The sequence below is a fragment of the Halorhabdus tiamatea SARL4B genome (assembly GCF_000470655.1).
Taxonomy (GTDB): Archaea; Halobacteriota; Halobacteria; order Halobacteriales; family Haloarculaceae; genus Halorhabdus; species Halorhabdus tiamatea.
This window is the reverse complement of the sequence record NC_021921.1, coordinates 24,515-45,705: the sequence shown is the minus strand read 5'-3', so window position 1 is coordinate 45,705 and position 21,191 is coordinate 24,515. Positions and strand designations below refer to the sequence as shown.

The window sequence follows — 21,191 nt, the reverse complement described above, 5'->3', positions numbered from 1 at the left end:
TTGGTCCCCACTCCGTTTGAAGCTTCGGCACTGAGGCGGCGAGTGGTACCGACCGGAAGGCACCGATAGGCTGGCGAGTACGTCGACCGCTACTGGTCGTCGTAGGGATACCGAGCATGAGACCCACAGTCACACGTGATCACGACGTGGCCGTCGCTCGTGCGAACGCGGGCATTGTGGCCCGGGAGCAAATAGGCGTCACAGGCGTTACAGGTGAACCGCTCGAAGGGCTTCGGGAGCGACAGCCGATGACGCTCGGCGATCCGTCGTGTCCGACGAACGTACGCCTTTGCTCGGTCTGCATCGCCGGCACGCGCAGCCGTCCGCGCGCTCTCGGCCAACCGCTCGATCCGCTCTTCGGCGATGGCCACCTCCTCACTCATTGAGCGAGAATAGCAGGGAGCAGCGGTTAGGGATGTCGATCCGAATCCGGGAGCAGGGAGATGTCGGTCCCCCGAACCGAGTCACAACGCATTAATCACTCGTCGCCGAACCGGAGACAACGATGAGTCTGCCGTCCGTCGCCGCGTTCACCGACACCTACCTCCCGACGGTCAACGGCGTCACCTACACGGTCCAGTCCTGGCGGGACGCCTGGCACCGTCGAGGTGGCGACATGCCGATCGTCTACCCCGCTGCCGACGACTACGAACCTGACGAGCGTGAGTTCCCCGTCCAAAGCCTGCCGTTCCCGTTCTACGAAGGGTTCAGAGTCGGCGTCCCGCGAGTGCCTGCGGAGATCGGGGAGATGGACATCGTCCACGCCCACACGCCCTTTGGGCTCGGCATGAGCGCGATGCGTCTCGCTCGCTCACAGGACCTTCCGCTGGTCGCCTCCTATCACACCCCGACCAGTGAGTACGCCGCGTACGTCTCACTGGGTGACCGAGTCGAGCGAACGATCCGCAAGACTGCACGGAGTTACGAGCGGTGGTTCTTCGATCGCGCCGACGTCGTCGTGACGCCGAGCGAGCGGACACGCGAGCACGTCCGGGAGGAGGTCGGCGTCTCGACGCCCGTCGAGGTCGTCTCGAACGGCGTCGACATCGAGCGATTCCAGCCCGTCGAGACGGCCGACTTTCGGGAGCGGTACGACTTGCCCGAGGATCGCCCGGTCGTCGGGTACACCGGTCGCCACGGCTACGAGAAGTGTCTCCCGGACATCGTCGCCGCCACCGACGGGATGGACGTGACGGTCGTCTTCGGCGGTGACGGCCCCGCACGCGAGGACCTCGAATCCCGGGCCGCCGCGGCCGACGTCGACGTGCGATTCCTCGGGTTTCTCCCCCGCGAGGAGTTACCCGCGTTTTACTCCGTCATAGACGCCTTCGCGTTCCCGAGCCCGGTCGAGACCCAGGGACTGGTCGCCCTGGAGGCCAACGCCTGCGGGACGCCCGTCGCCGGCGTCGACAGCGGCGCGCTCTCAGTCACTATCGAGGACGGCGTCACCGGCTACACCTACCCGCAGGGGGACGTCGAGGCCTTCCAGCGGACGATAGAGCGCGTCCTCGACGAACGCGAGGCACACGGCGAGCAGTGTCTCGACCACCGGGACGAGATCAGCATGGAGAACGCCGTCGACACGCTGGAGGATGTCTATCGGGGTGTGCTGTGAGTTACGGGTGACAGTCCGCGTCAGGTGACCTGACGACAATGTGGACGTCAGCTCGACGCTCAGGCGAATCCCCCTCCAGGGATAGCTCGTCCTTGATGGACACCGGGACGGTGTAGGTGCCCGGCTCGATATCGTCGCTGACGGACACAGTATACGAAATCGAGACCGTCGCGTCCTGGCTCCAACTCCAAATGGGCGGGTCCGACTCCAGTGTCGCGTTCGGCGACGGGTCGATTTCCGTCACCCTCGCCTCAATGTTCTCAGTGACGAAATTCGTCCCGGCCGAAACGAACGACGATTCGGTGACAGCCACTGTCAGCGTCCCATCCCTGGATTCGCCCGGGTTGAGACAGATCGACCCACCGGCGTTGCTCCGATCTGACTCGGCCGTGTCCGTTTGATTCGCTTCACCTGCTGACTCCGACTCCTGTGCAGGTGCAACACGATCCGCCGGCGTCCGCGTCGGTGTGGCCGGCTGGCCACCGGCCGACGCGTCGCCCGTCGGCGTGACTGTTCCGTTTTGTTCGTCCGGCCGTTTCCCCTCCTCGCTGGCCTCTGAACCCAGGACTGCCGTCCCGATGCCGCCAACGGCAGCCAGGCTGGTCAAGCCACCGACGATGACTGATCGGCGGTTCATATCACTAGATCTATATTCGTCCGGTAAATGCTTTGTGCCAGTCCGTGAGAACGAGTGCCGCCAGACCCCTCAGCAACGGCGTTCACCGGAACCCTGTCCCAGCCTGGACTCTCTGTGTGCTACGCCAGCGCACTGCCGGCTCGAATGATTTTCCGCTCGCCGAAGGCGGAGCCGATGAACTGGAGACCGACCGGCAGGCCGTCGCTCGTCTCGCCCGCGGGCACTGAGATGGCGGGCAGGTTCGCGAGGTTGACCGGCGTCGTGTTGGCGTCGGCGAGGTACATCGTGAGCGGATCGTCCAAGCTCTCGCCGCGCTCCATCGGCGGGACAGGCATCGTCGGCGAGGCCAGGACGTCCGCCTCGGAAAGGGCCGAATCGAAGTCCTGTTTGACCCACGCGCGGGCGTCCTGGGCCTTCTTGTAGTACTTGTCGTGGTAGCCGGCCGAGAGCGCGTAGGTACCGAGCAAAATCCGGCGCTTGACCTCCTCGCCGAAGCCCTCCTCCCGAACCTTCGCGTACTCCTCGTTCCAGTTGCCCTCGTAGTCGGGTGTCGGACCGTACCGGACGCCGTCGAAGCGCGCGAGGTTCGAGGACGCCTCGCTCATCGCGATGACGTAGTAGGCCTCGACGGCGTGTTCGACGGAGGGCAGGTCGACCTCGTGATAGCTCGCGCCCTGTGATTCCAGGTCGTCGATGGCGTCCCAGAACGTCTCGACGATGTCCGCGTCGGCACCGTCGAGCAGTTCCGTGGGGATCCCGATCTCCAGCCCGTCGACGTCGCCGTCCGCGGCGTCCGCGAAGGCGTACTCGCGCATATCGTCAGGCTCCGGCCCGCCGATCTCCTCGTGTGCGGCACGCGTCGTGGCGTCGTTTTCGTCCGGGGCGGCGATGATTTCGAGTAGTTCTGCTGCCTCCGCGACCGTGGGAGCGATCGGCCCGATCTGCTCAAGAGAGTTGGCGTAGGCGATCAGGCCGTACCGCGAGACCAGCCCGTAGGTCGGTTTGATGCCGACCGTGCCCGTGAACGCGGCCGGACACCGAACCGAGCCACCGGTGTCGCTGCCGAGCGCGAGGTCGGCCTCGCCGGCGGCGACGGCGGCCGCGGAGCCACCGGATGACCCGCCGGGAACGCGCCCCTCGGCGGCGGGGTTCTCGGTCGGGCCGAAGGCGGAGGTCTCCGTGGTCGTCCCCATCCCGAACTCGTCCATGTTGGTCTTGCCGGGAATCGTCGCACCGGCATCCTTCAGACGCTCGACCACGGTGGCGTCGTAGGGGGGAACGTACTCGTCGAGCATGGCCGAGCCAGCGGTCGTACGGACCCCCTCGGTCGAAATATTGTCCTTGACGGCGACCGTTCGGCCCGCGAGTGGGCTGTCTTCGTCCCCCGCTCCGTCGATCGTCGCCTCGGTGATGTAGACGTTGTAGCTCATGAGACGCGTGGGCCCTTGAAGAACCCGTCCTCGCTTTCCGGGGCGTTCTCGAGTGCTTCGTCCTGGCCGAGACTCGCCTCGACCTCGTCGGGACGCATGACGTTGGTCAACTCGGTTTCGGGGTCGACTTCGGGAACCTCGTCGAGCGTCTCGAACGAGGCGAGGATGTCGGCGAACTGCTCGGTGAAGCGCTCGCGCTCGCCGGGATCTAAATTCACCCTCGCGAGTTCCGCGACGTGTGCGACCTCGTCGGGGTCGACGGCCGATTCGCTCATGGCCGTACTCGTGTGGGATTGCCACTAAGGGTTTCGAAACCCCCCGGCACGGTTTTTGCTTCCACGAACGCGAGGTTTTGGCCGACCAAAGAATTTAAGTTCTCCGGGAAAATACCATACGTCGAGTGACAGTGTTCTTCGGGCACCGTGCCCGTCACGTCAGCAACCAATGTCAGATACCACCCTCAGAAGCCACGAGCGAACGAATCAGCGAGAGACTACCACCGAGGAAGAGACAGAGACCCACGTCTGTCCGGAGTGTGGTGGCGACCTGGTAACGGACTCGGAACGCGGAGAGACCGTCTGTGCGGAGTGTGGGCTCGTCGTCGAGGAGGACGAGATCGATCCGGGTCCGGAATGGCGCGCCTTCGACGCCAAGGAGAAAGACCAGAAGTCCCGTGTCGGTGCACCGACGACGAACATGATGCACGACAAGGGCCTCTCGACGAACATCGGCTGGCAGAACAAGGACGCCTACGGAAACTCGCTGTCCAGCCGTCAGCGCGAGAAGATGCAGCGCCTCCGGACCTGGAACGAGCGTTTCCGCACGCGCGATTCGAAGGAACGCAACCTCAAGCAGGCCTTAGGCGAGATCGACCGGATGGCCTCGGCGCTGGGACTCCCCGAGAACGTCCGTGAGACTGCAAGCGTCATCTACCGGCGAGCACTCGACGAGAACCTCCTGCCGGGGCGCTCCATCGAAGGTGTCTCGACCGCATCGCTGTATGCGGCCGCCCGCCAGGCCGGCAATCCCCGTAGCTTAGACGAGATTGACAACGTCTCCCGCGTCGAGAAAGACGAGGTCGCCCGGACGTACCGCTACGTCGTCCGCGAGCTCAACCTCGAAGTCAAGCCGGCCGATCCGACGAGTTACGTCCCGCGGTTCGCCTCAGACCTCGATCTGAGCGAGGAAGCCGAACGCCACGCCCGCGACCTGCTCGAGAACGCAAAGCGGGAGGGCGTCCACTCAGGAAAGAGCCCGGTCGGCCTCGCCGCTGCGGCGATCTACGCCGCCTCGCTGCTGGCAAACGAGAAAGTGACCCAGAACGAGGTCAGCGAGGTCGCGAACATCTCCGAGGTCACAATCCGCAACCGGTATCACGAACTCTTGGAAGCAAAGCAGGACATCCGGACGGCCTGAGGGCGGTCAGAGAGTCAGCTTTTCGCAATTCGCCAGTTTCGGCAGGTTCAACTCCGGGCCGTTCCCGAGGGGGCCCATGGAGACGACGCGTCATTTCGTCGCGACGGTGTACGTCGTCCACGACGGCGAGACGGCACTACACGACCACGAGAAATTGGACATGTGGCTCCCGCCCGGCGGTCACATCGACCGCGACGAACTCCCCCACGTCGCAGCGAAACGAGAGACGAGAGAGGAACTCGGCCTCGACGTCGATCTTTTTGCACCACAAGAGAACATCTCATCGTCGACGGTCGAGAGTATCCCACAGCCCCAGCACTTCTTGCTCGAAGACATCAACGTCCACGATGGCCAAGTCGGTCACCAGCACGTCGATTTCATCTTCTACGGCGAACTGGAGGGTCGAGAACTCGATCCCGCGGACGGCGAAGCGCCCGCCGACGCCTGGGAGTGGTTCTCGCCGGCCGACCTCCAAGCGGCGAGCGACCGACTTCCGCGTGACGTCATCGAAATCGGGGAGCGGGCGATCGAAGCGTTCGAGAAAGACTGAGTGAGTCGTTATTCGCTGGCCGGCACGTCGATCTCGCCGGCGTCGAGTTCGGCCTCGACCTCGCGTGCGGCGGTCGTGAGGTTGTCCATCTTCTCGTAGGCGACCTCTCGCGGGAGGAGCTTCAGTCCGCAGTCGGGCGAGACAGTCAGTCGCTCGGGCGGGACGACCTCCAGGCCCTTCTTGATGTTGTCTTTGATCTCTTCGACGGACTCGACCTCGGCGTCGTGGACGTCGACGACGCCGAGCGCGAGGTCCTTGGTGAATTCGGGTTCTTTGAACACGTCGATCTGTTCGAAGTCACCGTTGGCGAGTTCGAGGTCGAACTCCTCGACGGGGAAATCCAGAATCTCAGGGTAGATCCGGGAGTAGTCACCGTAACAGACGTGTAGTCCGAGGCGAACGTCGTCGGGTACGTCTTCAACGATGTGTTCAAGCGCTTCTCCCACGATGGCGTGGTCGTCGGGCGTCGTCGCCAGGGCGGGTTCGTCGATCTGGATGTACCGGGCCCCGGCCTCGACCAAGGCCTCAATCTCCTCGTTGACGAGGTCCGCGAGGTCGTAGGCGAGTTCGGCCTCAGAGTCGTAGGCCTCGTTGAAACTCCAGGACGCGAGGGTATAGGGTCCGGTGATCGGAACTTTCACCGGCGCGTCAGCGACCTCGTCGATGAACTCGAACTCCTCGACGAGCCAGGACTCGCCGTACTCGACGGGGTCGACGACGCTTGGCTTGTCGAAGTAGTTGTGTCCCCAGACCTTCACGCGGCCGTTGAACTCGTAGCCGTCGATCCGGTGGGCGAAGTACTCGACCATCTCGTTGCGCCGCATCTCGCCGTCGGTGACGACGTCCATCCCCGCGCGTTCGTGTTCCCGGGTGATGAGCCGTGAGGCGTCGTCTTTGGCCTCTTCCCAGTCCTCGTCGTCGAATCCAGTGTCTTCGGCTTCGTGCAGGTCGCGGGCGTGATCGTGCCACTCCGGTTTCGGATAGGAGCCGACGACGGTCGTCAGCAGGAAGTGGTCGGTGTCGTGATCCGTCGGTCGGAACTGTTCGCGTGTATCGCTCATAGGTTCACCTCCTCGGTCGCCGCCTCGGCAAGCGATTCGAGTTTGGCCTCGAACTTGTTGACCGGCAGGTAGAACAGTTCGGTGTTCGGCGTCGCGTACACCGTCTCGAAGTCGTTGGTCGTCTGCTCGAGGAACCACTCGATGCGCTCGCGGATCTCTGCAGGCGTCTCGACGAGCGTGTTCTGGCCGTCGACCAGCCCAAGTGCTACGTCGTCGGTCGTGCCGTACTCGTTGCTGTTGTAGATCGCCTGCTCGTGATCGGAGACGAGGTCGTAGCCGACGGCGTCGATCCCGGCGTCGAGCAGATACGCGTAGACTTTCTCCTCGAGTGCGCCCCAGTACGTCTGGACGACGACGTCAGCGTCGGCCGCCTCGGCGACAGTGTCGATCGCCTCGCTGGCACGTTCGCCGCCGTCAGCCGGCGAGTCGGTCACGAGCGACGGTTCGAGGAGGAACAGCGTCTCGACCTCGGGGAACGCGTCGGTCTCCGCGGCGAGAAAGTCCGCGATAGCGTTGAGGAAAGCATCCTCGTCGCCGTAGTAGTCGTCTGTAGCGAGGTCGGCAAGCGAGTACGGGCCGGGGAGAACGGCCTGAAGGCCATCGTCGACGAATTCGGCCGCGGCGTCGAGTTCCGCGCCGACGTCGCCGTCGGGCGTGAGTTCGCCTTCGACGACTGGCTCTCGATAGAAGTTGTTGTTGTCGTAATACCGGACGATCCCACGGGTCTCGACGGCGTCGTGGACGGCGAGGGGATGGGCGATCATGTCGTCCCACCGCAACTGCCCCTCGACGATCCGGTCGAGTCCGGCGGCCTGTTGGACGTCGACGACCTCCTCACGCGCAGTCTCGTAGGCGGAGACGACCGCCTCGCCTTCCGAGCCGTCGATGAGATCGCTGCGCTGGTGCCCTTTCAGCTCTGCGAGATCGTCTTTCGCCCAGTCCGGCAGGGGATACAGTCCGGTCGTGGTTGCTACCACCTGTGTCATTACCCCGGCGTAAGAAATGACGAGGCTTAATATTTCCTATTCGTAGAAATGCGCCTGAGTAATATCTCGGTGTGGGCGGGTGTCCCGACGGAGCCGTCGGCGGGAGTTGGGCCGGACTGTTCGGAGCGGTGAGTATTTCTTGGTCGGTCCGATACCTGTTGTCACCGTGAGCCATCACAGCGAATCCGCCACGAGCGAGAGTGTGGAGATGTATCTCAAGGAGATCTACCTCCTCTCGCGGGACGGCGACCCGGCGCGGACGGGGGCCATCGCCGACCGACTCGACGTCTCGCCACCGAGCGTGACCCAGATGCTCTCGCGACTGCAGGACCAGGGGCTGCTCGAATACAAGAAACGACGGGGCGCAGAACTCACCGAGGAAGGGACCGAGCAGGCTCGCGATCTCCTCGCGAAACACTGTCTCATCGAGCGGTTCCTCGTCGAGGGACTGGACGTGACCGAAGGATTTCACGACGAGGCGTGTCGGCTCGAGCACGCCCTCAGCGACGACGTCGCCACCCGGTTGACCCGATACGTGGAGCGCCGCCCCGAGTGTCCGGACTGCTACGACCCCGAGGCAAAGCACTGTCGACATCTCGACGTCGAGAACGAGTGACAGAGTCCTATTCGACTGCTCTGCGTCTGCAGCGTCTCAGACGAGCGGTTCGACCAGGTCGACACCCGCATCCAGCAGCGTTTCGATCCGTTCCTGGCTGCTCGATTCCGCGTACACGCGGAGTTTCGGCTCCGTCCCGCTCGGTCGGACGAGCAGCCAGGAGCCGTCCTCGAGCAGGATCTTGAACCCGTCGACGTCGTTGACGTCCTCGACGTCGAGGCCCGCGACGCTGTCGGGGAGCTGTGTCGAGAGGTCGGCGACGACGGGTTCCTTGCGATCATCCGGGCAGTCGATGCTCCGGCGGTCCTGGTAGATCTCGCCGTAGGTGTCCAGAATATCGTCGATCCGGTCGTCGATCGGCCGTTCGGCCGTCATGACGGCTGCCAGCAGCGCCATCAACACACCGTCTTTCTCGCGGACGTGGTCCCGGATCGAGAAGCCGCCGCTCTCCTCGCCGCCGATCAGGGCGTCGTGTTCGCCCATCGCCTGGGCGATCCACTTGAACCCGACCGGGGTCTCGTAGACTGCTTCGCCGTGGGCCTCGGCGATGCGGTCGATCAGGAATGTCGTCGAAACCGACCGAACTGCCGGCCCGTCGTTGAATTCGAGGAGATAGTCGTACAGCGCGGCGAAAAACAGGTTCTCGTTCAGGAACCCGCGTTCGGGCGTGACCACGGCGATGCGGTCGGCGTCGCCGTCGTTGGCGATCCCGATGTCGGCATCGTGTTCCTCGACGGCCTCGACGAGCCCTTCGAGGTTCTCGGCCGACGGTTCGGGCGGCGTTCCGCCGAAGGTCGGGTCGTAGTCACACCGCCGACGGTGGACCGTCGCTTTCGCCAGTTCCAGGAGTTCGTCGGTCACGCCGCGACCGCTGCCGTGCATCCCGTCGTAGACGACAGTCAGGTCCGTGAGGTGGGCGTCGACCATCACGATGGCGTTCTCGAAGTACGGTTCGACGAAGTCGTCCTCCCGGTGGACGCCGTGTTCCTCCGGTGGGAGTGGATCGGGTTCGCGCAGGTGCGATTCGATGGCCTCGGTCACCGCTGGAAGCGCGGGCGCGCCGTCGTCGGGGATGAATTTGATGCCGTTGTACTCCGGCGGATTGTGTGAGGCAGTGATCGCGACGGCCCCTGCAAGCCCCCGGTTCTTGATCGTCCAGGCCGTGATCGGGGTCGGACAGTCCCGATCGGCGAGCAGGACGTTGAACCCGTTGGACGTCAGCACCTCCGTGACGTCGGCCGCGAACCCGGGGGAGGTCTCGCGGGCGTCGTAGCCGACGGCGACGGTATCGCCGGCGTGATCGGCTTCCTCTCTGAGATAGTCGGCGATTCCCTGTGCGACCATACGGACACGCGGCGTCGTAAACTCCGAAAGCTCTGCCCGCCAGCCATCCGTTCCGAACTCGATCGGTTCGTCCATGTGTCTAGCTCTTCCGGGGCCGGTAAAAAACGGCTGGTCCGTCGTTGGTGTCGATGCGGGCCGTGACTGAGGCGAAGGGACTGAATCAGGTGTTGGTCTGGCCGCCGTCGACGACGAGGGACTCGCCGTTGACGTAGCTGCTCATGTCGCTGGCGAGGAAGAGCGCGGCGCTCCCGATGTCCTGGGGTACGCCGAAACGACGCAGCGGGACCTGCTGACGGAAGGCCTCCTCGCCCTCACCGCCGATGATCGGCACGTCGTCGGTCACCATCTCCGTCTCGATCACACCGGGGTGGATCGCGTTGACCCGGACGCCTTCCGGGCCGTACTTGTCCGCGAGCGAGTAGGTCATCAGCCGGACGCCGCCCTTCGACGTGCAGTAGGAGACGAAGTCGCCCGACCCTTCGAGTCCAGCCACGCTCGAGAGGTTGATCAGACTGCCACCGCCGTTCTCGACCATCGCCTCGATGGCGACCTGGGCCCCGAAGTACGTGCCTTTGACGTTGATATCGAGCATCTGATCGAGTTCGTCTTCGGTGACCTCGGTGAACTCTTCGCCGCGGAAGATGCCGGCGTTGTTGACCCACACGTCGAGTCCACCGAGATCCTCGGCGGCTTCGGCAGCCGACTCCAGATCTGCCTTCTCGGAGACGTCACACTCGACGAACGTCGCGTCGACGCCGTACTCCGCGGCGACGAGTTCGTGGGTCGGCGTGCCGCCGCTCCGGGGTTCCTCCCGGATGTCGGCGACCACGATCGACGCGCCCTCCGAGGCGAAGGTCTCACAGATGTTTCGGCCGATGCCGCTCGATCCGCCGGTGACGACTGCGACGTCGTTCTCTAGTAGGGCCATAGTACGACAGTTCGACCTTCGGGAGAATTACTAATGAATGTTTGGCCGTTTGTCGACGATTGGGTTTCGAAATCCGCTTTTTGAAGAAGAATATAGATCAACCGTCGCCGAAGGTGTCCGGTCAGGTGTCGTCGGTACGAGTCGAGTCAGCCGCAGTCTCGTCTTGGGCGTCGGTCTCAGTCTCGGCTGGACCGGCGGTGTCGTGACCGGTCCCCGCGTATCGGTCGACGATAGGGTCGTCTTTCCATTCACCGAGTTCTCGAGGGTCGACGTGGACGAAAACGTCGTCGACTTCGTCGAGGTCGCCGACAGACTCGACGACCGCCGACTCGATGTCGTGGGCCTCCCGGAGCGTCCGGTGGCCCTCGATTTCGACGTGGAGGCTCACGTCGATCTCCGGGCCGACGTAGTGGGCGATGACGTCGTGTGCACCCTCGACGTCAGGGTGTGCGAGCGCCGTCTTGAGTATCTCCTCGCGAAGTTCCTCGGGCGGGGCTGCCCCGACGAGGTAGTTGACGTTGTCCCTGACGACGTCGACGCCGGTGTGAAGGATGCCAACGGCGACCACGAGGGCGGCCAGCGGGTCGAGGATCGGTGCCCCCAGCGCTGCGCCGACGACGCCGACGAGGGCGGCCCCGGCGGTCAGCACGTCGTTGCGGTTGTCCATGGCGGTCGCGACCAGCGCGGGTGAGTTCCGGGCGCGTCCGACGGCCAGACAGTACCGATACAGCGCGAGCTTCGCACCGATCGAGACGACGAGGACCCCGATCGCAGCCGGGCTCTGAAGCGCCGTGACGTCCCCAGCGAGCAGCGCCGTCCCGGATTGATAGATCACCGCCCCGCCGGCGACGAAGATGCCGGCGGCGACGAACAGCGAGACGAACGGCTCGATCCGCTCGTGGCCGTGGGGGTGCTCGAAGTCCGGCGGCTGGGTGGTGAGGTAGAGCCCGCCGACGATCACCAGCGAATAGACGGAGTCGGCGAGACTGTTGATCGCCTCGGACTGGACGGCGAGACTGCCCGTCTCGAGGGCGACGACGCCTTTCGCGAGAAAGAGAATCACGTTCGCTCCGAACAGCAACAGGCCGACGCGACGGAGCGTCCGGCGGCGGGTCATCGCCGCTGAGTTGGTGAGCCGTCCCTAAAGTGACTTCGTGTTGGGAGTCGGTCCTGACAGTGGCCAGCAGCCCTCAGTGATCTGGTCGATATCTATAAGGAACGAGGAACAGTACGCTATATAATGGCACACACAATCGAACTCGACGAGGAGTTCGTCGAACGCGTCCAGACCCACCTCGAAGACGACGAGACGATCGAAGAGTTCTTCGAGGAACTGGTCTCCATCTACGAGCAGGAGGGCCGTTTCACCGACCAGGGACTGTGATCGACTGCGCGACGGCGCGAGTGAACGGCGACACCCGGATCACGAAAACGAAACGGCGTCGTCGGAATCGGTGACGGTTGCGCCGGATTGGTCGGCGAAGGCGTCGTGGAGTCGGTCGTATGAATCCTCGAGCGCCTCGACGATGACTTTCGTGTCGGAGATCACCGCCATGAAGTTGTTGTCGCCCGACCAGCGCGGGACGACGTGAGTGTGGAGGTGGTCGTCGATCGAGCCGCCGGCGGCGCTGCCCCCCAAATTCAGCCCGACGTTGTAGCCGTCGGGATCGAACGCGGCGTCCATCGCGTCGATCGTGCGCTGTTTGAGGTGGGCGTGGTCCAGGAGCGCCGCGTCGTCGAGGTCGCCGTAGGCCCCCGAGTGCGCGCGCGGAATCACCATCGCGTGGCCGGGGTTGTACGGATAGTTGTTGAGCAGGACGTAGGCGTGGTCGTTTTCGGCGAGGAGACGATTCTCACGGTCGTCGTCCCACTCGGGAAGTTCACAGAAGACGCACTCCTCGACGTCCGGGTTCTTCCCGGAGCGTTCGACCCACTCGATGCGCCACGGCGCGAACACCTGGTCCATGCTGAGACACTCGCCGCTGGGTCTCAAAGAAGCTTCCGAGCCAACGGGCCTCCGCCAGTAGCTCGACACGAATCAGGAGTGTCTCGTGAGAACGATCTTCGAAAGCGAGGGATCGACTCTGGTATTTAAAGATATTGGCCGTTGTCGGATCGTTTAGCTATGAAACTGACAGAGATGTTTCCATAAACTCTCTCCGTAGGTTTTAGGCATTAATTCGGAAATTCCGTCACTGTCCCCGGATAAACGGTCCGAACGACTACCTTATTAAAAGTGCCCTGCGGTCGTCGTTCCGGTATGGCGACGACAGGTCGCACGGACAACAGTCGCACCGAATACTGTCCGTCGTGTGGGTCGGACCAGCCTCACGACGTCTCGATCACGTTGCTGACTGAAAACGAGGACTCGGACAACGCCGCCTACTCGCGGGAGCCGTATCGCGTCGCCGTCTGTCGCGTCTGCGGTCGACGGGCCGAGCGTCGGATGAACGACGCGTGACGGGGTCGTTTCTGCGCCGGCCGTCTACCGGCGTCGCGTCGTGACCTCACATCCGTCCTCGGTCACGATAATCGTGTGCTCCGTCTGGCTGACGTACGTCCCGTCGGCCTCCTTGAGCACGGGATACCCGTGGACGATGCTCTGCTGTTTCAGCCGCTGGAGCGCCATTGAGGGACGTTTGACGTCGAGCCACCGGGTCGCGAAGGGGAGCGTCTTGAACTCCTCGGTGATCTGTTCGAGGGCCTGGCGAGCCTGGCGATCCCGGACCGATCCCTCCCGATCGAGCGCGAAAATCTCCTCGTCGCTGCCCTCCCGGACTTTGCCAGCGCCGTCGGTGACGAACGGTTCGACCGCGACGACGTCGCCCGCTTCGAGTGTGACGCTCTGATCGACGGCACGGTTCGGGATGTTCGGGCTGGTGTGTTGTTCGTAGTGGCCGAGGCCGTGGCCGGTGAGGTTGACCACCGGGTTGAAGCCGTAGCCGTCGATCGTCTCCTCGACGACCCGCCCGATCTCACCGGTCTCGATCCCAGGTTCGACGAGTTCGAGGGCCGCATCGAGGGCCTCCTCGGAGGCCTCGACGAGTTGGTCCTGGCCCGCGAGGTCGATCGTCACCGCGGAGTCCGCGAGCCAGCCGTCGACGCTCACGCCGATGTCGATCGTGACGACTTCCTCGCCGAAGGTCGACCCGTCGTCGATCGCCGGGGTCGCGTGAGCGGCCTCCTCGTCGATACTGACGTTGACCGGAAAAGCCGGTTTCCCACCCTGTTCGATAATCTGGTCTTCGATCCACTCGACGAGTTCGAGGTGGCTCGCGCCGACTTCAACGCGCTCGCGTGCCTGCTCGCGCACGTCTGCGAGAATCTCGCCTGCTTGCCGGTGTTTCTCGTACTTCTCGGCCGAGAAGTCCACGTCGCTCATACGTCGGCTATCGACCGAGGGGGGCAAGTGTTTGCCGGTCGGCGCTTCCTAACCCGACCCGGGGGACACTCACTCGAGAGCCGCGGAGACGCGTTCGTTCATCGCCCTGACGGTCGACTCCGTCGCGTACACCTGTATCGTCGTCTCGACGGTTTTTACGTCGAGGTAGTACTGGCGTTCGACGTCCGCTGGGTCCTGGAACCGCGACCCGACGAACGCGGCGACGAGGGCGAGCACCCCGAGTCCGACCGGTGCAAGCGTCACTATCGACGGGAGGGATGTGAACAGCCAGAGGAGGAGGGAAGTGATCACACCGAAGACGACCGCGATGGGGCCGACCACGAGCAACATCGAGGTCGGCGACTGGCCGACGGAGTTGATGCCGACGGACGTGACGTCCGCCAGGTCGACCGTCTCGAGTTCGTCGTCGAGCCAGACGAGGCGCTGGTCGGTCAGACCGACGGTCTCGCTCCCGCCGAGCCCCGGTGGGGAGAACTCGAACCCGCGAGTCACCGTATCGACTCTCCACGTCTCCCGAAGGGGCTCTTCCTCGCCGAGCAGCGACGAAAGTGCCCGTTCGCTTCTATCCATTGCCCGTCAGTTGCCGCCCCACTGCCGAGTCGTTTTCGGCCGGGTCGCGATGTCCTGGACCGAGAGTGGCTGATCGTCTGATTCGATGGCCTCCAGGGCCGCTTTGGCGCTGGCGATCGTCGAGAAGTAGGTGATCGACTCCTCGACGCAGACCTCCAGCACGTCGCGGTTACGCGAGACCACGAGGTCGATCTCGCCGTTCCGAAGTGCTGCCTCGACATCGTCCTGGGAATCGAAGTCCTCGAGATCGCGCGTCTCGAAGTGCTCCTCGTAGCCGACGATCGGCAGGTCGACGATCGCTGTCCCCTCGAGGGGGATTGGCTTGTCGACGGCCATCTGTGCCTTCTGGTAGGCCTTCCCGAAGCTACCGGCCGTGCCCATGACCTCGCCCGTGGACTTCATCTCGGGGCCGAGACGCGGGTCCGAACCGGGGAGGCGGTCGAACGGCAGGACGACCTCCTTGACGCTGACCTGTTCGGGCTGTTGTTCGTCGACGTCGAGTTCGTCGAGATCTGCACCTGCCATCACTTTCGCGGCAATCTTCGCGATCGGGACGCCCGTCGCCTTCGAGACGAACGGGACCGTCCGCGAGGAGCGCGGATTCGCTTCGAGGACGTACACTTCGCCGTCCCGGACCGCGAGCTGGACGTTCAACAGGCCGACCGTCTCGAGCGCTGCGGCGATCTGTTCGGCCACCTCGCGGATCCGCGCCATGACGTCCTCGATCTCGTCGCTGCGTGGCGGGATCATACACGCCGAGTCGCCCGAGTGGACCCCGGCTGTCTCGACGTGTTCCATGACACCGCCGATGAGAATATCGTCGCCGTCGGCCACGGCGTCGACGTCGAGTTCGATGGCGTCCGCGAGGAAGTCGTCGACGAGGATCGGCTTGTCCGGACTCACCCGGACAGCCTCCTCGATGTATGTCCTGAGGTCGTCGTCGTTGTAGACGACTTCCATCGCCCGTCCACCCAGCACGTAGCTCGGCCGGACGAGCACCGGATAGCCGATGTCACGCGCGAGTTCGAGTGCCTCGGTCTCGCTGGTCGCCGTGCCTCCCTCTGCCTGGGCGATGCCGAGGTCGTCCATGAGGCGGTTGAAGCGGTCGCGATCCTCCGCCAGGTCCATCGCGTCGACAGAGGTGCCCATGATCTCGGCGTCGAGCCCACGGCGGTCGAGTTCGGCCTCCAGCGGGTGGCCGATGTCGACCGACGTCTGGCCGCCGAACTGGACCATCACGCCGTCGGCCCCGGTCTCCTCGACCACGTCGGCGACTTCCTCGGCGGTGATCGGTTCGAAGAACAGCCCATCGCTCGTGTCGTAGTCCGTCGAGACCGTCTCGGGGTTGTTGTTGACGACGTGGGCGTCGATGCCGGCCTCTTCGAGTGCGCGGACCGCGTGGACCGAACAGTAGTCGAATTCGACGCCCTGGCCGATCCGGATCGGGCCGCCGCCGACGACCACGACGCTCTCGACGTCCGGGTCGACCTGAACCTCGTTGCGCTCGAGCCCCGAGAGGGGTTCCCGCGCGGAGTAGTAGTACGGCGTCGAGGCCTCGAACTCGCCGGCACAGGTGTCGACCTGTTTGAACGACCGGGCGGGCGCGGCGTCTTCGACGTCTTCGACAGTGACCTCGTCGACTGCGCCCGTCCCGCCGTCGGCCTGCGGCGTCGCGTCGTCCTCGGAGACGACGCCACGCTCGTCGAGCAACCGATCGGGCAGCCAGGAGGCGTGTGTGTCATCGAACGCGCCACCGCTCGCGAGCGTCGCGACCTCGTGGTCGGTGAAGCCGGCTTCGGCCGCGAGGTCGAGATCGCCGTTACTCGCTGCCTCGGCGGCGTCGGCGATCCGCTTGTACCGCTGTACGTACCACTCCTTGATCTCGGTCAGTTCGGCGACTTCTTCGACCGAGTACCCGCGTTCGAAGGCCTCGAACATCGCGTAGGGCCGATCGGGCGACGGGCGGACGAGATACTCCGATTCGAGGTCGTCGTCGTCAATCTCGGCCCAGTTGACCGCCGGATCGTACTCCGTCGAGCGCAGCGCCTTCAGCAGTGACTCCTCGAAGGTCCGGCCGATGGACATCGCCTCGCCGGTCGACTTCATCGCCGGGCCGAGTTCGAAGTCGACGTCCTGGAACTTGTCGATCGGCCACCTGGGAACTTTCGTGACGACGTAGTCGATGGCCGGTTCGAAGGCCGCGGTGGTCTCGCCGGTGATCTCGTTTTCGATTTCGTGGAGGCGCTTGCCCATCGCGACCTTCGCGGTCACGCGGGCGATCGGGTAGCCCGTCGCTTTCGATGCGAGTGCCGACGAGCGAGAGACGCGAGGGTTGACCTCGACGACGCGGTACTCGCCGCCGGGCGACCCGTCGTCGCGCCAGGCGAACTGGATGTTACAGCCGCCGTGGATCTCGAGTTCCCGGATCACTTTCAGCGCCGTGTCGCGCATCTCCTGGTGGCCCTCGTCGGGGATGACCTGGGAAGGCGTGACAACCATCGACTCCCCGGTGTGGATCCCCATCGGATCCAGGTTCTCCATGTTGCAGATGATGATACAGGAGTCGTCGGCGTCGCGCATCACCTCGTACTCGAGTTCGATCCAGCCGTCGATGGACTCGGTGATCATCACGCGGTCGTCCCGGGAGAGTCGCAGCCCCTTGCGTGTGGCTTCCTTGAGTTCGTCCATGTCACCGATGACGCCCGAACCCTGCCCACCGAGCGTATAGGTCGTCCGCATGATGACGGGGAGCCCGCCGACTTCCTCGACGGCCGCCTCGACCTCGTCCATGCTCTTGATCGTCGTCGAGGCGGGGACCGGCTCGTCGATCTTCTCCATGCGCTTTCGGAACTGCTCGCGATCCTCCGTCGCGTAGATGGTGTCCAGGGGGGTGCCCATGACGTCGACGTCGTGTTCCTCGAGGACTCCCTCTTCAGCAAGCTCAGCGGTCACGTTCAGTCCCGTCTGGCCGCCGAGCCCCGCGATCACGCCGTCGGGTTTCTCCTTGCGGATGATCTCGGCGATGGCCTCCGTGTTGATGGGTTCGAGATAGACCTTGTCGGCCATCTCCGGGTCGGTCATGATCGTCGCCGGGTTCGAGTTGACCAGGACGACACGCGCGCCCTCTTCCTGAAGCGCGCGACACGCCTGTGCGCCGGAGTAGTCGAACTCCGCGGCCTGGCCGATCTTGATCGGGCCGCTCCCGATCAGCAGAATCGTCGGTTGGTCCTCAGCTGTCATTGTGCATTCGGAGTTCGCTCATCGTAATAAACCCGGCGAAAGGTTACGATCCTCGAAGTTTGATTTCGAATATCGTACCCCTACCGCTCAGCCGTCGTCGCTGACTGCCCCAGCGACCGCTTCCTGATCGACGAAGAACACGTATGTCTTACCCTTGAGTTGATAGGAGAACCCGAACGCTCGAAGCGCTACCGGCTGAGGACGTAACACGATAGCGGTTTCACGAACGCTGTATCCAGGAAGTTCAGCCTCGAGATCCCCGCGATACGTGCTGTTGGCGATCACGATCGGCGGCGGATCGGCCGGAAGCGATTCGAGGTCCGGCGCGCTGATCACGGTCGCGTTCGCAGTCTCGGTGTACCATGGCAATGGGAGGCGATAGTACCAGTTGGCCGCGGCCCCCGAACGATCGTTATATGACTCGTTGTCGACGGCGAGATCACCGTAGAAGAGCACGTCCGGTATATCGTCGTCCCCGGCAACCGTCTGGATATTATCGAGGACTGGGCGGACGTCCCCGCCAGGCTGCCCACCCTGGGCGACGATATTGAGTCCGTGTGGCGGCTGCTGATAGGTGACGACGGCGCTCGATCCCACGACGAACACGCCCGATGTGACGAGGAGGGCAGCCAGTCCGACGGTCGCGACGTCTCGACCGTCAAGGCGTGCCTGACGCAACCGATCGTGGACGACGACCAACCCGACAGCCGCGGGGATCGCCAGCGCGACAACGACGTGGACTGCGAGCCAGGGTGCCTTGATGTCCGCGACGTACGGGTAGCCGACAACCCCCGACAGCGCCCACCAGCCACAGAACGTTACAATCGGGCGACGACGCCACCGCAACCCGGCCAGGGCCATGATTGTGGTCGCCGCGGCGGCGACAGCGATCACGGCGAGAAAGTGTGCGAAGAAGGGCGCGTACGACACAAGGAGCGGTCCCAGGTCACCCAGTGACGATATGTCCGGATGGGCGCGCTTGTCCGGCGCCGCCCAGGTAACGACGGCCGCCGCCGACCCGATCGTGGCCTCCCAAACAACCCCCGGCAAGAGCGCTGGATCGGCGAGCGCACTCCACAGTCCGGCATCGGATTCCGGTGAACGCGGCGCGTAGAAAAACACGAGCACGACGAGCATCTCTCCCGGGAGGACGAGTAGCGTCCGGCGCCACGAATGGAATCGCCGAAGCGCCGCGATCCCGGGCCTCGTCACGGACTCGAGCGGATCGTCGCCCGCTCGATAGGCGATCACCACCGCGGTAACGGCGAGCATTGTCAGCGCGCCAAGCCAGGAGACGGGATAGAGGACCGCATTCTCCTTGGTCGTCAGTGCGAGCGCGAACGCGATCGCAGCGAGGTGAAGGTAGCGCCGCCGATCCGTATCGATCGCGGCCACGATCGCACCGAGCGTGACGAAGGCGAATGCGGCCAGCGGCAGGTCGCTGCGCATGAACCGCGAGTAGTAGAGGAGGAGTGGATTCGCCGCGAGAATGACACCGAGCGCGATGGTTTCGACATCGCGCAAACGCGACCGGAACAGCAGGGCCGTCGCCGGGAGCGCCGACCCGATCAGAGCTACCGGCAGTCGCATCGTGAAGTCCGAGACGCCCGCAACGGCGAAGGTCCAGCGCGTGACGTGCTGGACGAACGGGCCGTGGATGATCGGCCGGTACTCCCACCATCCCGTGTCGGCAGTGTGGAGGATCCAGTACCCGACCCGCGCCTCGTCCCAGTGGGCGACCCGGACATCGAGCGCAACCAACCGGGCAACAAGTGCGGCGAGCACGACAAGAGCGAGCGCTCGCCGCGGTTCTTTCAGCCCCAGCCGATCGATGACACGATTCACAAACGGAGCCACGCCGGGTCGTTTCAAACGTGTTGTGGTCGAGAATTTCGCGTGAGTCCTCATTGCCCGCGGTCGTCGAATCGATACCGGTAGGGGTGGCCGCGGATCACTTCGACCGCGCCGGTCTCGGCGTGACGGCCGAGCACGGTCGCGATCTCGTGGGGGCTCTCGAAGGACTCGTCGTGGGCCTCCAGCACGTCGTGGATCTCACGCGCGGTGAGGGGTTCGTCGAGATCCGACTCCCGAAGCACGGCGCGGATCCGCTCGAACTCGCCGTGACGCAGCATGGTCTGACAAACGTCCCCGAACACCATTAAACACCGTCAGACTAGCGTCTGACGGCCCTTGGCGTCGATTCGGGGGACAGTAGCGGAGTAACTCGTCACACAGACGGAATCGACGCCGGCCGTGTCACACACGCCGGTCAGACGACACAGGCCTCCAGCGCCGGAGACGAACCCGACCCAGAACCAGTCAGACTGGTGTGTCGCGTTCGCCATCGAAGTCGCGGTCAGCCCGGTAGGCGTCGACGAACGCAGCCACGTCGAACTCGCGCATGTCCTCCTCGAAGGCGTCCCGGGCGGTCTCATCTTCGGCGTGGCTGATCGCGTGTTCCATAAGCTCGACGACGAGTTCCACCACGATTTCGTGGAGGCGACGCGAGTCGAAGTCCGTCACCCACAACAGGCCACAACCGATCGCGCCGTCGTCCTCGACATCCTTCGCAACCACGTCGTCGGGAAACTCCTCCAGGACGATGCCCATGAGGTGAGGGGTTCCGAATTCGTCGGCGTCCCCGCTCGGTTCGACCGTCTCGGAGAGAGTGTCGACGAGAAACGTCGGCAAGAACCGTGTCAGCGGGTGGATGTCCATGACGAGCGCGTGGGTTTCGCCGCACTGACACGCGAATTCACGACGGCCCATGTCGAAGGTGTGGACATCCACGGTCTCGCCACACGGGAGTTCCAGGCGGTCTTCGTCGCTCGGCACGCGGGGGGTAGCCATCGGCGGAGATTGCGCGTCCGGGTGGTTAAACGACGCGGTACCCGAAGGGATTCGACTGCGCGAAAACGCGTCGATCGTTCAGGGCCAGTCGTCGCGCGTTTCGGATTCGTCCGCCGCCGAAGGCACCTCGGGGTCACCGAGTGTCCACTCCGCAGCGTCGGCAGCGGCTTCCACGTCGAGGTATTCCCAGCCGTTGGCTGTGGCGGCCTCCGCAGCCGCGTCGTCGGTCCCGACGTAGACGTACCGCGGGGTGTCGAACTGGTCTTTGATCGTCTCGAAGCTCTCGGCTCGTCCGCGTGGCCCGGAGAAGAAATCCTGTCGAATCCGGTGTTTCCGGGCGAAGTTCGTCACGACGTAGGTCGGCTCATCGGAGACGATACCCACGTACTTGCTCCACTGGCGAGCATCGGTGAATACCGCGTCCGGATGTGCCAGGTGCTGCAATGCGTCGAGATCGAACGCGAGCGTCATCTCTCCATCGGCGTCGGCGTCCATGTCCTGAAAAATTGGCGTGGCGAGCAAAACGGTGTCGATCCGGCGAGTCC

General features: G+C 64.3%; 23 protein-coding genes. 6 read left to right on the top strand and 17 right to left on the bottom strand.

All coding sequences use genetic code 11. The annotated features are described in order from the left end of the window. Nucleotides 1-89: 89 nt before the first annotated feature. Complete coding sequence (locus HTIA_RS00225) at nucleotides 90-383, bottom strand: ribonuclease P protein component 4 (protein WP_008525238.1); 294 nt, start codon at nucleotides 381-383, stop codon at nucleotides 90-92. Nucleotides 384-505: 122 nt separating this feature from the next. Here HTIA_RS00225 and HTIA_RS00220 point away from each other — a divergent pair, with 122 nt between their 5' ends. After that, the gene (locus tag HTIA_RS00220; protein ID WP_008525240.1) at nucleotides 506-1,615 is read left to right on the top strand and encodes a glycosyltransferase; all 1,110 of its coding nucleotides are present in this window, start codon (nucleotides 506-508) and stop codon (nucleotides 1,613-1,615) included. Between the two features lies 1 nt (nucleotide 1,616). Here HTIA_RS00220 and HTIA_RS00215 read toward each other — a convergent pair whose 3' ends face one another. From HTIA_RS00215 to gatC, 3 genes are all read right to left on the bottom strand, one after another. After that, nucleotides 1,617-2,252: a COG1361 family protein gene (locus HTIA_RS00215; RefSeq protein ID WP_008525242.1), complete on the bottom strand. Its 636-nt coding sequence runs from the start codon at nucleotides 2,250-2,252 to the stop codon at nucleotides 1,617-1,619. A gap of 119 nt (nucleotides 2,253-2,371) precedes the next feature. Next, nucleotides 2,372-3,682, bottom strand: a complete 1,311-nt coding sequence (gene gatA, locus HTIA_RS00210) for an Asp-tRNA(Asn)/Glu-tRNA(Gln) amidotransferase subunit GatA (protein WP_008525244.1) — start codon at nucleotides 3,680-3,682, stop codon at nucleotides 2,372-2,374. After that, nucleotides 3,679-3,957: an Asp-tRNA(Asn)/Glu-tRNA(Gln) amidotransferase subunit GatC gene (gatC, locus tag HTIA_RS00205; protein ID WP_008525245.1), complete on the bottom strand. Its 279-nt coding sequence runs from the start codon at nucleotides 3,955-3,957 to the stop codon at nucleotides 3,679-3,681. Before gatC ends, gatA begins: the two co-directional genes overlap by 4 nt. Nucleotides 3,958-4,126: 169 nt before the next feature. Here gatC and HTIA_RS00200 point away from each other — a divergent pair, with 169 nt between their 5' ends. Beyond that, nucleotides 4,127-5,098, top strand: coding sequence for a transcription initiation factor IIB (locus tag HTIA_RS00200; RefSeq protein ID WP_008525247.1), 972 nt, complete (start codon nucleotides 4,127-4,129; stop codon nucleotides 5,096-5,098). A gap of 76 nt (nucleotides 5,099-5,174) precedes the next feature. After that, the gene (locus HTIA_RS00195; RefSeq protein ID WP_008525250.1) at nucleotides 5,175-5,648 is read left to right on the top strand and encodes an NUDIX hydrolase; all 474 of its coding nucleotides are present in this window, start codon (nucleotides 5,175-5,177) and stop codon (nucleotides 5,646-5,648) included. 8 nt (nucleotides 5,649-5,656) lie between these two features. On the opposite strand, the gene HTIA_RS00190 is transcribed toward HTIA_RS00195, so the two are convergent. Both HTIA_RS00190 and HTIA_RS00185 read right to left on the bottom strand, forming a co-directional pair. Further along, nucleotides 5,657-6,709 carry a methionine synthase gene (locus tag HTIA_RS00190; RefSeq protein WP_008525251.1) on the bottom strand — a complete coding sequence of 351 codons (1,053 nt, stop codon included), beginning with the start codon at nucleotides 6,707-6,709 and terminating at the stop codon, nucleotides 5,657-5,659. After that, nucleotides 6,706-7,695, bottom strand: a complete 990-nt coding sequence (locus HTIA_RS00185) for a hypothetical protein (RefSeq protein ID WP_008525253.1) — start codon at nucleotides 7,693-7,695, stop codon at nucleotides 6,706-6,708. Before HTIA_RS00185 ends, HTIA_RS00190 begins: the two co-directional genes overlap by 4 nt. 166 nt (nucleotides 7,696-7,861) lie before the next feature. Here HTIA_RS00185 and HTIA_RS00180 point away from each other — a divergent pair, with 166 nt between their 5' ends. Further along, on the top strand, nucleotides 7,862-8,311 hold the full coding sequence (locus HTIA_RS00180; RefSeq protein ID WP_008525255.1) for a metal-dependent transcriptional regulator: 450 nt from the start codon (nucleotides 7,862-7,864) through the stop codon (nucleotides 8,309-8,311). Nucleotides 8,312-8,347: 36 nt separating this feature from the next. On the opposite strand, the gene HTIA_RS00175 is transcribed toward HTIA_RS00180, so the two are convergent. The 3 genes from HTIA_RS00175 to HTIA_RS00165 form a co-directional block, all read right to left on the bottom strand. Next, nucleotides 8,348-9,730: a phosphoglucomutase/phosphomannomutase family protein gene (locus tag HTIA_RS00175; RefSeq protein ID WP_008525257.1), complete on the bottom strand. Its 1,383-nt coding sequence runs from the start codon at nucleotides 9,728-9,730 to the stop codon at nucleotides 8,348-8,350. Nucleotides 9,731-9,815: 85 nt separating this feature from the next. Continuing rightward, nucleotides 9,816-10,583 (bottom strand): SDR family oxidoreductase, encoded by a 768-nt coding sequence (locus HTIA_RS00170; RefSeq protein WP_008525259.1) that lies wholly within the window; start codon nucleotides 10,581-10,583, stop codon nucleotides 9,816-9,818. Between the two features lie 121 nt (nucleotides 10,584-10,704). Continuing rightward, a complete protein-coding gene (locus tag HTIA_RS00165) occupies nucleotides 10,705-11,700 on the bottom strand; it encodes a cation diffusion facilitator family transporter (protein WP_020935875.1) in 996 nt (331 codons plus the stop codon). A gap of 123 nt (nucleotides 11,701-11,823) precedes the next feature. Between HTIA_RS00165 and HTIA_RS16750 the strand changes: the two genes are divergently transcribed. Next, entirely contained in the window at nucleotides 11,824-11,967 is a 144-nt protein-coding gene (locus tag HTIA_RS16750; protein WP_008525261.1) for a DUF7557 family protein, read from the top strand. A 39-nt stretch (nucleotides 11,968-12,006) separates the two neighbouring features. Here the strand turns inward: HTIA_RS16750 and HTIA_RS00160 are convergent, their stop codons facing one another. Beyond that, nucleotides 12,007-12,549 (bottom strand): HIT family protein, encoded by a 543-nt coding sequence (locus tag HTIA_RS00160; RefSeq protein ID WP_008525262.1) that lies wholly within the window; start codon nucleotides 12,547-12,549, stop codon nucleotides 12,007-12,009. A 294-nt stretch (nucleotides 12,550-12,843) separates the two neighbouring features. Between HTIA_RS00160 and HTIA_RS00155 the strand changes: the two genes are divergently transcribed. Next, the gene (locus HTIA_RS00155) at nucleotides 12,844-13,044 is read left to right on the top strand and encodes a DUF7835 family putative zinc beta-ribbon protein (RefSeq protein WP_008525264.1); all 201 of its coding nucleotides are present in this window, start codon (nucleotides 12,844-12,846) and stop codon (nucleotides 13,042-13,044) included. A gap of 24 nt (nucleotides 13,045-13,068) precedes the next feature. Here the strand turns inward: HTIA_RS00155 and map are convergent, their stop codons facing one another. The 7 genes from map to HTIA_RS00120 form a co-directional block, all read right to left on the bottom strand. Beyond that, nucleotides 13,069-13,965 (bottom strand): type II methionyl aminopeptidase, encoded by an 897-nt coding sequence (gene map, locus HTIA_RS00150; protein ID WP_008525266.1) that lies wholly within the window; start codon nucleotides 13,963-13,965, stop codon nucleotides 13,069-13,071. A 69-nt stretch (nucleotides 13,966-14,034) separates the two neighbouring features. Next, entirely contained in the window at nucleotides 14,035-14,556 is a 522-nt protein-coding gene (locus tag HTIA_RS00145; protein WP_008525268.1) for a hypothetical protein, read from the bottom strand. A gap of 6 nt (nucleotides 14,557-14,562) precedes the next feature. Beyond that, nucleotides 14,563-17,796, bottom strand: coding sequence for a carbamoyl-phosphate synthase large subunit (gene carB / locus HTIA_RS00140; protein ID WP_008525269.1), 3,234 nt, complete (start codon nucleotides 17,794-17,796; stop codon nucleotides 14,563-14,565). Between the two features lie 87 nt (nucleotides 17,797-17,883). Then, nucleotides 17,884-19,641 carry a flippase activity-associated protein Agl23 gene (locus tag HTIA_RS00135; RefSeq protein ID WP_049816587.1) on the bottom strand — a complete coding sequence of 586 codons (1,758 nt, stop codon included), beginning with the start codon at nucleotides 19,639-19,641 and terminating at the stop codon, nucleotides 17,884-17,886. Nucleotides 19,642-19,700: 59 nt separating this feature from the next. Further along, complete coding sequence (locus HTIA_RS00130; RefSeq protein WP_008525271.1) at nucleotides 19,701-19,955, bottom strand: hypothetical protein; 255 nt, start codon at nucleotides 19,953-19,955, stop codon at nucleotides 19,701-19,703. 160 nt (nucleotides 19,956-20,115) lie between these two features. Further along, nucleotides 20,116-20,646 (bottom strand): DUF5815 family protein, encoded by a 531-nt coding sequence (locus HTIA_RS00125; RefSeq protein ID WP_021029663.1) that lies wholly within the window; start codon nucleotides 20,644-20,646, stop codon nucleotides 20,116-20,118. 78 nt (nucleotides 20,647-20,724) lie between these two features. After that, nucleotides 20,725-21,141 (bottom strand): DUF7124 domain-containing protein, encoded by a 417-nt coding sequence (locus HTIA_RS00120; RefSeq protein ID WP_008525277.1) that lies wholly within the window; start codon nucleotides 21,139-21,141, stop codon nucleotides 20,725-20,727. Nucleotides 21,142-21,191 lie beyond the last annotated feature (50 nt).